This is a genomic window from Streptomyces kunmingensis, from assembly GCF_039533535.1.
Classification (GTDB): domain Bacteria; phylum Actinomycetota; class Actinomycetes; order Streptomycetales; family Streptomycetaceae; genus Streptomyces; species Streptomyces kunmingensis.
The window spans coordinates 60,187-74,549 of the sequence record NZ_BAAATS010000018.1; the positions used below are offsets into that span (position 1 = coordinate 60,187).

Here is a 14,363-nt window from a genome sequence, read left to right on the forward strand (position 1 = left end):
AGGGTATCTCCGGCCTGGGCCGCGGCTGAGTCGCGTCTACGGGCTCGCTGGGATCAGCGGGCCGCCACCGCACGCAGTCGGACGTCCGCGCGACGCTCGGCAGAGGCATCGCCCTCCGCCTTCGCGCGCTCGAGCTCCCGCTCCGCACGCTGGACATCGATCTCGTCCGACAGCTCGGCGATCTCGGCCAGCAGCGACAGCTTGTTGTCGGCGAACGAGATGAAACCGCCGTGGACAGCTGCCACGACCGTTCCCCCCTCGCTCGTACGGATGGTCACCGGGCCCGACTCCAGCACACCGAGCAGCGGCTGGTGACCGGGCATGACGCCGATGTCGCCGGACGTGGTACGCGCGACGACCAGGGTGGCCTCGCCGGACCAGACACTGCGGTCCGCGGCGACGAGCTCGACGTGCAGCTCAGCAGCCAAGGTGGGCTCCTCGGGTCACCACCCGGCGTTGCTGCCGGGTGTTGGGTCAAAGTCTAGTGGGCGTTGCGGGAGGGCCGGGACCGACCCGGCCCTCCTGCGTTGCTCGGGGTCAGGAGACGCCGAGCTCCTTGGCGTTGGCCTTGAGGTCCTCAATGCCACCGCAGAGGAAGAACGCCTGCTCCGGGAAGTGGTCGTAATCGCCGTCGATGATCGCGTTGAAGGCCGTGATCGACTCGTCCAGCGGCACGTCCGACCCGTCGACGCCGGTGAACTGCTTGGCGACGTGGGTGTTCTGGGACAGGAAGCGCTCCACGCGACGGGCCCGGTGGACAGTGAGCTTGTCCTCCTCGCCGAGCTCGTCGATACCGAGGATCGCGATGATGTCCTGGAGGTCCTTGTACTTCTGCAGCACCGTCTTGACGCGCATGGCGGTGTTGTAGTGGTCCGCCGCGATGTAGCGGGGGTCCAGGATGCGGGACGTGGAGTCCAGCGGGTCCACGGCCGGGTAGATGCCCTTCTCCGAGATCGGACGGGAGAGCACCGTCGTCGCGTCGAGGTGGGCGAACGTGGTGGCCGGGGCCGGGTCGGTCAGGTCGTCCGCGGGCACGTAGATGGCCTGCATGGACGTGATCGAGTGACCACGGGTCGACGTGATGCGCTCCTGGAGGAGACCCATCTCATCGGCCAGGTTCGGCTGGTAACCCACGGCGGACGGCATACGACCGAGAAGGGTCGACACCTCCGAACCGGCCTGCGTGAAGCGGAAGATGTTGTCGATGAAGAACAGCACGTCCTGCTTCTGCACATCGCGGAAGTACTCCGCCATGGTCAGACCCGCGAGGGCCACGCGCAGGCGGGTGCCCGGCGGCTCGTCCATCTGACCGAAGACCAACGCGGTCTTGTCGATGACGCCGGACTCCGCCATCTCCTCGATGAGGTCGTTGCCCTCACGCGTGCGCTCGCCGACACCGGCGAACACGGAGACACCGTCGTGGTTGTTGGCGACGCGGTAGATCATCTCCTGGATGAGCACCGTCTTGCCGACGCCGGCACCGCCGAACAGGCCGATCTTTCCACCCTTGACGTACGGGGTGAGAAGGTCGATGACCTTGACGCCGGTCTCGAACATCTCGGTCTTCGACTCGAGCTCGTCGAAGTTCGGCGCCTTGCGGTGGATGCCCCAGCGCTCACCGGTGTACTGCTCGTCGACGTTCAGGACCTCGCCGAGGGTGTTGAACACCTTGCCCTTGGTGAAGTCGCCGACGGGCACGGTGATGGAGGCACCCGTGTCGGTCACCGCGGCCTGGCGGACCAGGCCGTCGGTGGGCTGCATGGAGATGGCGCGGACCAGGCCGTCACCGAGGTGCTGGGCGACCTCGAGCGTCAGGGTCTTCTTCTCGCCGTCCTTGGCCGGGTCGGCCACCTCGACGTGAAGCGCGTTGTAGATGTCCGGCATCGCGTCGACGGGGAACTCCACGTCGACGACCGGGCCGATGACCCGGGCGACGCGGCCCGTGGCCGTCGCGGTCTCAACAGTGGTCGTCATTACTTGTCACTCCCCGCGTTCGCGTCGGCCAGTGCGCTGGCGCCACCGACGATCTCGCTGATTTCCTGGGTGATTTCGGCCTGGCGGGCCGCGTTGGCAAGTCGGGAGAGCGTGTTGATCAGGTCTCCCGCGTTGTCGGTCGCCGACTTCATCGCGCGCCGCGTGGCGGCGTGCTTGGAGGCAGCCGACTGAAGCATCGCGTTGTAGATACGGCTCTCGACGTAGCGCGGCAGAAGGGCGTCCAGGACGTCCTCCGCCGACGGCTCGAAGTCGTACAGCGGAAGGATCTCGTCGCCCTTGGGCGCCGTCTCCTCCGCCACCTCCTCGAGGCTGAGCGGCAGCAGGCGGCCGTCGACCGCCGTCTGCGTCATCATCGAGACGAACTCGGTGTAGACGATGTGGAGTTCATCCACGCCGCCCTCGGCCGTGTCCTTCTCGATGGCCTCGATCAGCGGGGCCGCCACCGTCTTGGCGTCCGCGTACGAGGGCTCGTCGGTGAAGCCCGACCACGACTCCACGACCTTGCGCTCGCGGAAGTTGTAGTGAGCCAGACCACGGCGGCCGACGATGTACGTGTCGACCTCCTTGCCCTCGGCCCGGAGCCGCTCCGTCAGCTGCTCCGCAGCCTTGATCGCGTTCGAGTTGAAGGCGCCGGCCAGACCGCGGTCGCTCGTGAGGAGCAGGACCGCGGAACGGATCGGCGTCTCCGCCTCGGTGGTCAGCGGGTGCTTGGTGTTCGAACCAGTGCCGACCGCCGTGACCGCGCGCGTGAGCTCGGTCGCGTACGGCGTGGAGGCCGCCACCTTGCGCTGCGCCTTGACGACACGCGAGGCGGCGATCATCTCCATCGCCTTGGTGATCTTCTTGGTCGCGGTGACGGATCGGATGCGACGCTTGTAGACCCGGAGCTGGGCTCCCATGAGTCAGGTCCCTTCCGTCGTCACTTACCGGCGGCGGCCGGAGCGTCCTCGCCGAGAAGCTTCCCGTCCGAGGTCTCGAACTGCTTCTTGAACTCCGCGATGGCGTCCGCGATGGCGGTGAGCGTGTCGTCCGACATCTTGCCGCCCTCCTTGATGGAGGTCATGAGGCCCTGCTCCTTGCGGTGCAGGTGCTCCAGGAGCTCCTTCTCGAAGCGGCGCACGTCGGCGACCGGCACGTCGTCCATCTTGCCGGTGGTACCGGCCCACACGGAGACGACCTGGTCCTCGGTCGGCATCGGCTGGTACTGAGCCTGCTTGAGCAGCTCGACCAGTCGCTGACCACGCTCGAGCTGCGACTTCGACGCGGCGTCCAGGTCGGAACCGAAGGCGGCGAACGCCTCCAGCTCGCGGTACTGGGCCAGGTCCAGACGGAGTCGGCCGGAGACCTGCTTCATCGCCTTGTGCTGGGCGGAACCACCCACACGGGAGACCGAGATACCGACGTTCAGCGCGGGGCGCTGACCGGCGTTGAAGAGGTCGGACTCCAGGAAGCACTGGCCGTCGGTGATGGAGATGACGTTGGTCGGGATGAACGCCGACACGTCGTTCGCCTTCGTCTCGACGATCGGCAGACCCGTCATCGAACCGGCACCGAGCTCGTCCGAGAGCTTCGCGCAGCGCTCGAGCAGACGCGAGTGCAGGTAGAAGACGTCACCCGGGTAGGCCTCGCGCCCCGGCGGACGGCGAAGGAGCAGGGACACGGCGCGGTAGGCGTCGGCCTGCTTCGAGAGGTCGTCGAAGATGATGAGGACGTGCTTGCCCTCGTACATCCACTGCTGGCCGATGGCCGAACCGGTGTACGGCGCCAGGTACTTGAAGCCGGCCGGGTCGGACGCCGGGGCGGCGACGATGGTCGTGTACTCCAGCGCGCCGGCCTCTTCGAGGGCACCGCGCACGGAGGCGATGGTGGAGCCCTTCTGACCGATGGCGACGTAGACGCAGCGGACCTGCTTCTTCGGGTCGCCGGTGCGCCAGTTGTCACGCTGGTTGATGATCGTGTCGACGGCCAGGGCGGTCTTGCCGGTCTGGCGGTCACCGATGACCAGCTGACGCTGGCCACGGCCGATCGGGGTCATCGCGTCGACGGCCTTGTAGCCGGTCTCCATCGGCTCGTGCACCGACTTGCGGTCCATGACCGTGGGGGCCTGCAGCTCGAGGGCGCGGCGGCCGGACGTCTCGATGTCGCCGAGGCCGTCGATCGGGTTGCCGAGCGGGTCGACGACGCGACCCAGGTAGCCCTCGCCGACGGCGACCGAGAGCACCTCACCGGTGCGCTGCACCGGCTGGCCCTCCTCGATGCCGCTGAACTCGCCGAGGACGACAGCGCCGATCTCGCGCTCCTCGAGGTTGAGGGCGAGACCCAGGGTGCCGTCCTCGAACTTCAGCAGCTCGTTCGCCATGGCCGAGGGAAGACCCTCCACCTTGGCAATGCCGTCGCCGGCCACGGTGACCGTACCGACCTCCTCGCGCGAGGCCGCGTCCGGCTTGTACGCCTGGACAAAGTTCTCCAGCGCGTCCCGGATCTCCTCCGGCCGGATCGTGAGCTCCGCCATCTGGGTTCCCTGCTCTCCTTGTTGGGCCCGAAGTGTTCTTGGGGGGTCTGGGGTCAGCCCCCAGGAATCCTCTGCACGGCCCAACTAGGGCCGTAGGTAGTACGTGGTTGAGGTGTCAGCCGGCCATGCGGCGGCTGGCGTCCTCGATGCGGTCCGCGATGGAGCCGTTGATGACCTCGTCGCCCACCTGCACCTTGATCCCGCCGAGGACCGAGGGGTCCACGTCGAGGTTGAGGTGCATCTGACGGCCGTAGAGCTTCGCCAGGGACTGGCCCAGGCGCTGCTTCTGCTGGTCGCTCAGCGGGACCGCCGTGGTGACGACCGCCACCATGCGTTCCCGTCGGTCGGCGGCGAGCTTGGCGAGGGACTCGAGTCCCGCTTCCAGGCTACGTCCCCGGGGCGCGGTCACAAGACGCTCGACGAGCCGCTCGGTGGTGGGCCGGGCCCGGCCGCCGAGAAGCTCCTTGACCAGCGTGCCGCGGGCCGAGGCCGACGCGGTGCGGTCGGTGAGCGCCGAGCGGAGGGCGGCGTTGGAGCCGACGATCCGCTCGAACCGGAACAGCTCGTCCTCGACGTCGTCGAGGGCGCCGCTCTTCTGCGCCGCGGTCAGGTCCGCGATACTGGCCAGCTCCTCCAGGGAGTCGACCAGGTCACGCGAGGACGACCACCGGGAGCGGACCAGACCGGCCACCAGGTCGACGGCCTCGCCGCTGACCTGGCCGCCGAGCAGCCGGCCCGCGAGCTCGGCCTTCGCGTCGCCGGCCTGCGCCGGGTCGGTCAGGACCCGTCGCAGCGACACCTCGCGGTGAAGCAGCGCGGTGACCGCGGCCAGGTCGCCGGCGAGCGCCTCGGCGTCGACCGACGTGGAGTCGGTCAGCGCGTCCAGGCGCTCACGCGCGGCGACGAGAGCCTCGCGGCTCGCTCCGTGGACGGTCATCGAGCAGCCTCTGCCTTCGTCGCGGTCTCGTCGAGACCATCGAGGAAGCGGTCGATCGTGCGCGACTGCCGGGCGTGGTCCTCGAGGGACTCGCCGACCAGCTTGCCGGCCAGGTCGGTGGCCAGCTGGCCGACGTCCTGACGCAGCGCCTGAGCGGCGGCCTTGCGGTCGGCCTCGATCTGGGCGTGACCGGCGGCGATGATCTCCTCACGCTGCCGCTGGCCTTCCGCGCGCATCTCAGCGATGAGCGTGGCGCCCTGCTCCTGCGCCTCCTGGCGCAGCCGCGCGGCCTCGTGCCGGGCTTCGGCGAGCTGAGCCTTGTACTGCTCGAGCACGCTCTGGGCCTCGGTCTGAGCGGCCTCGGCCTTCTCGATACCGCCTTCGATGGCCTCGCGGCGCTCTTCCAGAACCTTGTTGATGTTCGGGATGAGCTTCTTGGCGAGGAAACCGAAGACGATGACGAAGGCGATAAAGCCGATCACGAGCTCTGGGATCGGCGGGATCAGAGGGTTCTCAGCCTCTTCAGCCGCCAGCTGAACCAGGGGGCTCATTTCAATGCCTTTCGTCGAAAGGGGCAGTCCGACGGCGTGGTCAGGAGGTCGGGTAGACGAACGGCATGACCAGACCGATCAGGGCGAGCGCCTCACAGAAGGCGAAGCCGAGAATCTGGTTGGAGCGGATCAGGCCGGCAGCCTCGGGCTGACGGGCGAGCGCCTGGGTGCCGTTACCGAAGATGATGCCGACGCCGACGCCCGGGCCGATGGCCGCGAGGCCGTAACCGATCGAGCCGAGGTTGCCCTTGATTTCGACGCCAGCGGCGAGGGTCTGCGCGAGAGCGGACATGCCGGTTCTTCCTTCTCTTTCAAGTACCGGTGGGGGTTGGCCACCGGATGTCTATGGAATGTGGTGCAGGTACGGACTCAGTGGCCTTCGGCCATTGCGCCCTGGAGGTAGCTGCACGCCAGAAGCACGAACACGTAGGCCTGCACGGCCTGGATGAACAGCTCGAAGGCGGTCATCACGAGGACCATCACGAACGAGACGGCCGAGTACGCGATGCCGATGCCGTTGAGCATGTACCAGCTGGCGATCGTGAAGAGCAGCAGCAGGGTGTGACCCGCGAACATGTTCGCGAAGAGTCGCACGGTGTGCGTGAACGGCCGGACGAGGAGGTTCGAGAAGAACTCGATCGTCATCGACAGGGGCAGCACCGCACCGAGCGACTTGTCGTAACCCGTGAAGTTCTTGAAGGCGCCGACGAAACCGTGGCGCTTGAAGGTGAGGGCCACCCACATCACGTACACGATGAGCGCGATGGCCGCCGGGTACGCGATGATCGCGGTCACCGGGAATTGAGCGATGGGGATGATCGACCAGAGGTTCATCATCCACACGAAGAAGAAGAGCGAGACCATGAAGGGCACGTACTTCTCGCCCTCGCGCTTGCCCATCGTCTCGTAGACGATGCCGCGACGGACGAAGTCGTAACCGGCCTCCGCGACCATCTGCAGCTTGCCCGGGATCATCTTCGGCTTGGCGAAGGCGGCCCAGAAGAAGCCGATGATGACAACCGAGCCGAGCAGCGCCAGGAGCATCGTCTTGTTGAAGTACACGTTGCTGTCCGCGTCGCCCCAGAGGGGCTCGAACAGGAACGAGTGCAGGCCGGGAGCCGGGAAGCCACACCCATCAAAAAGGTGGCAGTCGGTCTCGAAGGCGAGCACCTGCGTCGGGTCAGCACTCACCGCGGGCTCCTTCAGCGTGGCGCATAGGTACGGCAACCTCGTTGTGTCGGCGCGGCGCGCGGCCGCGGTTCGGCACGGGACTGGTGTTTCGGATGTGGGGGCGGCAGTCGGGCATCGAGCCTCGCGCTACAGCAGGCGTCAGCTCAGATGCCCGCGCCCGCGATGCCGCAGTTGGCACCGGACGATAGCAGGGTCGTGAACCCCCACTTATCCCGCCCCTACGCTTCACGACTTCGGTCCCGTCTTCTCGGGCTTGTCGCCCTTCTGTGAGTCGGGATCGACGTAGAGGATCTTGGCCTTCATGTGGGCGCGCGTCTGCGCTGCGATCCACGCGAGGGTCGAGACGACGAGGGCGATCGCGAAAGCCCTCGGGTTGAACAGCGTCGTGTCCTTGAAGAGCGCCATGAAGATGACCATGAGCAGCAACTGGGCCGCGTAGAGCATCAGGCCCATCATCTGGAACAGGTGCGGAAGTGACTTGGCGGTGCGCTCGAGGACCACGAGTCCGAGCCCCATGAAGAAGATCGCCACCAGCGTCCCGACGAGCGCGCCGAGGGCCCCCTTGCCGCCCGCGACCGCAGCGCTGACCACGATGGTGATCACGCCGGCAGCAGCTGTGGGTACGGCAGTTTTGAGAAGGGTCCGTGCGTCGTTGGACGGCATGGCGGCAGCTCCGCTTATTGATGGGGGCAGGGTGTCGTCATGGACGAGCGTAGTCCGGGGCCGAGAGAGAACTTCGGGCCAAGGGACCGTCGCACTACGGTCTTTCGGCTCTATCCCCGGGTTTCGTGAACGGTATCACAAACTATTTGATGCGGTCTTTACCTAGAAGGTGTGCCAACCGTCACACGTGAGAGGGAACCTGCGCGTCTGTGCACCCGCCGGGGCAACTTGTCTGGTATTGCAGCCATTTCGGGCGCCACGTCAGCGCGACGTTCCGGCCTTACGCCGATCCGTGAACCGCGAACGGGCGCCGATCGCTGTCGCTCCGTTGACGCCCGCCGGCAGCGGCGTCCGCTCCGGCTCGTCCTCGGGCGTCCCCTGCGCCTCGGCAGCCTCAGGAGTCTCGTGGGGGTCGCCGCTCGCGTCTGCGGCGGCCCGGCGCCGGTAGCGCGGCGGCACCAAGTGCTGGGCCCAGCGCGGCGCGTGCGGGGTGAAGCGCGGCAGCAACAGCAGTACGAGGCCGACGAAGCTGAGCGCGACGATGGTGAGCACGACCCACATTCCGGATGCGGAGTGGACCGAGTAGGCGACCGCGCCGAAAGCGATGAGCGCCGACCAGAAATACATGATCAGGACCGCGCGGCTGTGGGAGTGGCCGATCTCCAGGAGCCGGTGGTGGAGGTGGCCGCGGTCGGCGGCGAACGGCGACTGCCCGTTCCAGGTGCGGCGCACGATCGCGAGGACGAGGTCCGCGAACGGGATCGCGATGATCGTCAGCGGCATCACCAGCGGGATGAAGACCGGGAGCATCGCGTGCGTGGTGTCCCGCGTGCTGCCGCCGAGGTTCAGCTTGAGCGCGTCCGGGTCGATCTGCCCGGTCATGGAGATGGCGCCGGCCGCCAGCACGAGCCCGATCAGCATCGATCCCGAGTCGCCCATGAAGATCCGGGCCGGATGCATGTTGTGCGGCAGGAAGCCCAGGCACATGCCCATCAGGATCGCCGCGAAGAGCGTCGCCGGGGCGGCCGCCTCGATGCCGTAGCCGTACCAGATGCGGTACGCGTACAGGAAGAACGCGGCCGCGGCGATGCACACCATGCCCGCCGCGAGACCGTCCAGGCCGTCGACGAAGTTCACCGCGTTGATGGTGATGACCACGAGGGCCACCGTCAGGAGCGTGCCCTGCCACTGGGTCAGGCCGACCGTGCCCACACCCGGGATCGGCAGCCACAGGATCGTCAGACCCTGCATGACCATGACGCCCGCGGCGATCATCTGGCCGCCCAGCTTGATCAGCGCGTCGATCTCGAACTTGTCGTCGAGGACACCGATCAGCCAGATCAGCGCGGCTCCGGAGAGCAGCGCCCGCGGCTCGTTGGACGAGTCGAAGACCTTGTCCAGGTTGGTGAGGTGGTCGGCGACCAGGAGGCCCGCGCACAGGCCGAAGAACATGGCGATACCGCCGAGCCGCGGGGTGGGTTCACGGTGCACGTCCCGTGCACGGATCTCCGGCATCGCGCCGGCCACAATCGCGAACTTCCGCACCGGGCCTGTGAGCAGATAGGTCACCGCGGCCGTGATGCAGAGCGTCAGCAGGTATTCACGCACGGGCTTCCCCACAGGTATCGCTGGCCATCTCAGCCCCACACCCTAGCTTCGCGTGCTTGGCGATGGAGACTTCCGGGTAGCGACGATGGTTGCACGAGTGACTGTCCGGTCTTGTCGCGGCGCCGTACCAAGGGTGTCCCGGAGGGCCGCATACCCGCTATCCGACGGCGTACGGGGGGAATCTGACCGCCAGTTCGCGGACCTCCTCGCGGGTCGTACGCGGGTCGAGATCGCCTCGTACGACTCCGGAGAGGAGCGCCGCGATACGGGCCGTCTCCGCCTCTCTCATGCCCTGCGTGGTGATGGCGGCGGTGCCCAGGCGCAGGCCGCGGCCGTCTCCGTGGGGCAGTGCGCAGATGTCCAGGACCATTCCGGAGGAGGCCAGACGGCCGCGGGCCGACTGGCTCAGTACGCCGAGCGGCGCCGGGTCGACGGTGACGAGGTGGGTGTCGGTGCCGCCCGTGGTGACGGCGAAACCCTCCTCGGCCAGCGCCCCGGCGAGCGTCCGGGCGTTGGCGACGACCTGGTGCGCGTACCCGGAGAAGGCCGGTTGCGCCGCCTCGCCGAACGCGACGGCCTTCGCTGCGATCGTGTGCATCTGTGCACCGCCCTGCGTGAACGGGAAGACGGCCCGGTCCACCCGGTCCGCGAGCTCGGCGCGGCACAGCAGCATGCCGCCGCGCGGGCCGCGCAGCACCTTGTGCGTGGTGGCACAGACGATGTCGGCGTACGGGACCGGGTTCGGGGCCGCTCCCCCGGCGACGAGCCCGATGGGGTGCGCGGCGTCCGCGATGAGGTACGCGCCCACGTCGTCGGCGATGGCGCGGAAGGCCGCGTAGTCGATGTGCCGGGGGTAGGAGATCGAGCCGCACACGATGGCCTTGGGGCGGTGGGCGCGGGCGACGGCGCGGACCTGGTCGTAGTCGATGAGCCCGCTCTCGGGGTCCACCCCGTAGGGCACGAAGTCGAACCAGCGGCCGGAGAAGTTGGCCGGTGAGCCGTGCGTCAGATGGCCGCCGGACGGCAGGCCCATCGCGAGGACGGTGTCGCCGGGGCGCAGCAGGACCGCGTAGGCGGCGAGGACGGCGGAGGAGCCGGAGTGCGCCTGTACGTTGACGTGCTCGGCGCCGAAGAGGGCTTTCGCCCGGTCGATGGCGATGCGTTCGGCCATGTCGACGAGTTCGCAGCCGCCGTGGTGGCGGGCGCCGGGGTAGCCCTCGGCGTACTTGTTGGCGAGGGGGGAGCCGAGGGCTTCCAGGACCGCGGGGGAGGTGAAGTTCTCGGCGGCGATCAGCTGGAGGGAGTGGGCCTGACGGGTTGCCTCGCCGGCGATCAGGTCGGCCAGTTCGGGGTCCTGACGCGTCAGCTCCGCTAGGGGTGCGGGTTCTGTCGTGGCCGGCATCTTCTCAATGTAGGTCCGGAAGGCTCGGGGCGCTTGGGTTGCTGCCACGGGGCTCCGCCCCGGAACCCCGCTCCTCAATCGCCGGAGGGGCTTAAGAAGGGTCTCCGGAGGGGCTAAAGGGGGTCTCCGGAGGAGCTTGAGCGGCGTGGGTTACTTGACGCCTGTCAGGGCTCGGACCACTGGGGAGAGGGCCTCGTTGATCTCGCCGCCCACTGAGCGGAAGAACGGGAGCGGGGCGCCGTACGGGTCGTAGACCTCGTCCGCCTCGACGCTCGGAGCGAGCAGCCACCCACGCAGCGCCGCCGCGGCCCGCACCAGGGACCGTGCGCGGCCCACCACGCCGCCGGCAGTGCTGTCGAGGGGGTCAGGGAGGGTCGCGGGGTCTATGGCCTGCACGAGCCGCGTGAACTCTTTCAGGGTGAACGTGCGCAGGCCCGCGCTGTGGCCCATGGAGATGACCTGGGCGCGGTGGTCGCGGGTCGCCGTCAGCACGAGGTCCGCTCTTATGACGTGGTCGTCCAGGAGCTCGCGGCCGACGAAGCCGGAGGCGTCCGCGCCGAAGTCGGCCAGGACCTGCTCCGCGTTGGCCTCCATCGGGGCACCCTCGTGGCCCCAGGTGCCCGCGCTCTCCACGATGAGCCCGCCGGCCAGCGGGTCGCCGAGGCGGTCCGCGAGGGCGTGCCGGGTCAGCCGCTCGGTGATCGGCGAGCGGCACACGTTGCCGGTGCTGACGTGGAGGATGCGGAAGGAGTCGCCGGGGAGCGAGAGCGCCCCGTAATCGGTGCCTATGCCACGCCCCGTCTCAGGGGCTGTCAATTCGCCACCTCGAGGTCGGGTACGACCTTGCGCAGCTCGTCGGCGGTGAGCGCACCGGCGCGCAGCAGCACCGGGACCTTGCCGGTGACGTCGACGATCGACGAGGGGACGATGCCGGGGGTGGGGCCGCCGTCGAGGTAGACGGAGACGGAGTCGCCGAGCATCTCCTGGGCGGCGTCGCAGTCCTCGGGGGCGCGGTGGCCGGTGAGGTTCGCGGAGGACACGGCCATGGGCCCGACCTCGTTGAGCAGTTCGATGGCGACCGGGTGCAGCGGCATCCGGACGGCGACGGTGCCGCGGGTTTCCCCCAGGTCCCACTGGAGGGACGGCTGGTGCTTGGCGACGATCGTCAGGGCGCCGGGCCAGAACGCGTCGACGAGCTCCCAGGCCATCTCGGAGAAGTCCGTGACGAGGCCGTGCAGGGTGTTCGGGGAGCCGATGAGGACGGGGCTCGGCATGTTGCGGCCGCGGCCCTTGGCCTCCAGGAGGTCACCGACCGCCTCGGCGGTGAACGCGTCGGCGCCGACACCGTAGACGGTGTCGGTGGGCAGCACGACGAGCTCGCCGCGGCGCACGGCGGACGCGGCTTCACGCAGACCGGTTGCGCGGTCGGTCGCGTCATTGGTGTCGTAACGCCGTGCCATTTAGCGGGCCTCCTGCTCAAGTGCCTGTACGGAAGGGTGGTCGATGGTCACGGCATCGCCTTGCGGGCGGTCGCGAACCGCGGCCGGTTGTTGAGGTCGGGGTGGTCGGCGGCATCCGCCCAGCCCCGCTCCTCGGTGAAGATCCACGGCACCAGGCCGCCCTGCGTGTCCGCGTGCTCGATGACGACGACACCGCCGGGACGCAGGAGCCGGTGGGCGGTGCGCTCGATGCCCCGGATCAGGTCGAGGCCGTCCTCGCCGGAGAACAGCGCCATGTCCGGGTCGTAGTCACGGGCCTCTGGAGCGACGTACTCCCACTCGGTGAGCGGGATGTACGGCGGGTTGGAGACGACGAGGTCGAACTGGCCGTCGAGGTCGGGGAAGGCCGCCAGGGCGTCTCCCTGGCGCAGGTCGACCCTGGACCCCTCGACGTTCTTGCGCGTCCACCGCAGGGCGTCCTCGGACAGCTCCACGGCGTGTACGCGCGAGCGCGGGACCTCCTGGGCGAGCGCGAGCGCGATGGCGCCGGAGCCGGTGCACAGATCGACGATGAGCGGCTCGACGACGTCCATGGCGCGTACGGCGTCTATGGCCCAGCCGACGACCGACTCGGTCTCCGGGCGCGGCACGAAGACACCGGGCCCGACCTGGAGCTCCAGGTAGCGGAAGTACGCCCGCCCGGTGATGTGCTGGAGCGGTTCGCGCGCCTCGCGGCGCGCGGTCACCTCCCAGTACCGGGCGTCGAAGTCCGTGTCCTTGACGGAGTGCAGCTCGCCCCGCTTCACGCCGTGCACGAAGGCGGCGAGCTCCTCCGCGTCGTTGCGCGGCGAGGGCACGCCGGCGTCGGCCAGCCGCCGGGTGGCCTGGGCCACTTCCGCGAGCAGCAGGTTCACGCTGGTCCTCCGAGCTGATCTACGAGATTTATGCGGCGGCGAGCTTGGCTGCCGAGTCCGCGTCGACGCACGCCTGGATCACGGGGTCGAGTTCACCGTCGAGCACCTGGTCCAAGTTGTACGCCTTGAAGCCGACGCGGTGGTCGGAGATCCGGTTCTCCGGATAGTTGTACGTACGGATCTTCTCGGACCGGTCGACGGTGCGGACCTGGCTGCGGCGGGCGTCGGCGGCCTCGCGCTCCGCCTCCTCCTGCGCCGCGGCAAGGAGCCTGGAGCGCAGAATACGCATCGCCTGCTCCTTGTTCTGCAGCTGGCTCTTCTCGTTCTGGCAGGAGGCCACGACGCCGGTGGGGAGGTGCGTGATGCGCACCGCGGAGTCGGTCGTGTTGACGGACTGGCCGCCGGGCCCGGAGGAGCGGTAGACGTCGATGCGCAGATCGTTCATGTTGATCTCGACGTCGACCTCCTCGGCCTCGGGCGTGACCAGGACACCGGCCGCGGAGGTGTGGATGCGGCCCTGGGACTCGGTCGCCGGGACGCGCTGCACACGGTGCACGCCGCCCTCGTACTTCAGGCGGGCCCAGACGCCCTGGCCGGGCTCGGTCGCGCCGTTGCCGCCCTTGGTCTTCACGGCGACCTGGACGTCCTTGTAGCCGCCCAGCTCGGACTCGGTGGCGTCGATGATCTCGGTCTTCCAGCCGACGCGCTCGGCGTACCGCAGATACATGCGCAGCAGGTCACCGGCGAACAGCGCGGACTCGTCACCGCCGGCGCCGGCCTTGACCTCGAGAATGACGTCCTTGTCGTCGGACGGGTCGCGGGGCACCAGGAGAAGGCGCAGCTTCTCGGTGATCTCCTCGCGTTGCTTCTCGAGCTCCTTGACCTCGGCCGCGAAGTCCGGGTCGTCGGCGCCCAGTTCGCGTGCGGTCTCGATGTCGTCGCCGGTCTGCTTCCAGGAGCGGTACGTCGCGACGATCGGGGTGAGCTCTGCGTAGCGCTTGTTCAGCTTGCGCGCGTTGGCCTGGTCGGCGTGGACCGACGGGTCCGCGAGCCTCTTTTCCAGATCGGCGTGCTCGCCGATGAGGTCCTCGACGGCCTCGAACATCTCCGGCTCCTGCGTGTACGGGGTGGCTGTGTCATGCCAGACACAA

General features: G+C 68.6%; 15 protein-coding genes. All 15 read right to left on the bottom strand.

Annotation, left to right across the window (positions count from 1 at the left end; translation table 11 throughout):
- Window positions 1-53: 53 nt before the first annotated feature.
- Window positions 54-428, bottom strand: a complete 375-nt coding sequence (locus ABD366_RS21895) for a F0F1 ATP synthase subunit epsilon (RefSeq protein ID WP_324766349.1) — start codon at window positions 426-428, stop codon at window positions 54-56.
- Window positions 429-537: 109 nt separating this feature from the next.
- Window positions 538-1,974 (bottom strand): F0F1 ATP synthase subunit beta, encoded by a 1,437-nt coding sequence (atpD, locus tag ABD366_RS21900; protein ID WP_324766350.1) that lies wholly within the window; start codon window positions 1,972-1,974, stop codon window positions 538-540.
- Window positions 1,974-2,894, bottom strand: coding sequence for a F0F1 ATP synthase subunit gamma (locus ABD366_RS21905; RefSeq protein ID WP_324766351.1), 921 nt, complete (start codon window positions 2,892-2,894; stop codon window positions 1,974-1,976). Before ABD366_RS21905 ends, atpD begins: the two co-directional genes overlap by 1 nt.
- Before the next feature lie 20 nt (window positions 2,895-2,914).
- Window positions 2,915-4,507, bottom strand: coding sequence for a F0F1 ATP synthase subunit alpha (gene atpA / locus ABD366_RS21910; protein ID WP_324766352.1), 1,593 nt, complete (start codon window positions 4,505-4,507; stop codon window positions 2,915-2,917).
- Window positions 4,508-4,622: 115 nt separating this feature from the next.
- Window positions 4,623-5,444 carry a F0F1 ATP synthase subunit delta gene (locus ABD366_RS21915; RefSeq protein ID WP_324766353.1) on the bottom strand — a complete coding sequence of 274 codons (822 nt, stop codon included), beginning with the start codon at window positions 5,442-5,444 and terminating at the stop codon, window positions 4,623-4,625.
- A complete protein-coding gene (locus tag ABD366_RS21920; RefSeq protein WP_324766354.1) occupies window positions 5,441-5,995 on the bottom strand; it encodes a F0F1 ATP synthase subunit B in 555 nt (184 codons plus the stop codon). Before ABD366_RS21920 ends, ABD366_RS21915 begins: the two co-directional genes overlap by 4 nt.
- A 40-nt stretch (window positions 5,996-6,035) precedes the next feature.
- Window positions 6,036-6,287 carry an ATP synthase F0 subunit C gene (gene atpE / locus ABD366_RS21925; protein WP_324766355.1) on the bottom strand — a complete coding sequence of 84 codons (252 nt, stop codon included), beginning with the start codon at window positions 6,285-6,287 and terminating at the stop codon, window positions 6,036-6,038.
- 77 nt (window positions 6,288-6,364) lie between these two features.
- Window positions 6,365-7,186, bottom strand: coding sequence for a F0F1 ATP synthase subunit A (atpB, locus tag ABD366_RS21930; protein WP_324766356.1), 822 nt, complete (start codon window positions 7,184-7,186; stop codon window positions 6,365-6,367).
- A gap of 225 nt (window positions 7,187-7,411) precedes the next feature.
- Complete coding sequence (locus ABD366_RS21935) at window positions 7,412-7,849, bottom strand: Cg1360 family ATP-synthase-associated protein (RefSeq protein WP_324766357.1); 438 nt, start codon at window positions 7,847-7,849, stop codon at window positions 7,412-7,414.
- A 261-nt stretch (window positions 7,850-8,110) separates the two neighbouring features.
- Window positions 8,111-9,457, bottom strand: a complete 1,347-nt coding sequence (locus tag ABD366_RS21940; protein ID WP_324766358.1) for an MraY family glycosyltransferase — start codon at window positions 9,455-9,457, stop codon at window positions 8,111-8,113.
- Between the two features lie 157 nt (window positions 9,458-9,614).
- Window positions 9,615-10,859, bottom strand: a complete 1,245-nt coding sequence (locus ABD366_RS21945) for a serine hydroxymethyltransferase (protein WP_324766359.1) — start codon at window positions 10,857-10,859, stop codon at window positions 9,615-9,617.
- Between the two features lie 150 nt (window positions 10,860-11,009).
- Window positions 11,010-11,675, bottom strand: coding sequence for an arsenate reductase/protein-tyrosine-phosphatase family protein (locus ABD366_RS21950; RefSeq protein WP_411293615.1), 666 nt, complete (start codon window positions 11,673-11,675; stop codon window positions 11,010-11,012).
- A complete protein-coding gene (locus tag ABD366_RS21955) occupies window positions 11,672-12,319 on the bottom strand; it encodes an L-threonylcarbamoyladenylate synthase (RefSeq protein ID WP_324766360.1) in 648 nt (215 codons plus the stop codon). Before ABD366_RS21955 ends, ABD366_RS21950 begins: the two co-directional genes overlap by 4 nt.
- Before the next feature lie 47 nt (window positions 12,320-12,366).
- A complete protein-coding gene (gene prmC, locus ABD366_RS21960; RefSeq protein WP_324766361.1) occupies window positions 12,367-13,212 on the bottom strand; it encodes a peptide chain release factor N(5)-glutamine methyltransferase in 846 nt (281 codons plus the stop codon).
- A 28-nt stretch (window positions 13,213-13,240) separates the two neighbouring features.
- Window positions 13,241-14,317: a peptide chain release factor 1 gene (gene prfA / locus ABD366_RS21965; RefSeq protein WP_324766362.1), complete on the bottom strand. Its 1,077-nt coding sequence runs from the start codon at window positions 14,315-14,317 to the stop codon at window positions 13,241-13,243.
- Window positions 14,318-14,363 lie beyond the last annotated feature (46 nt).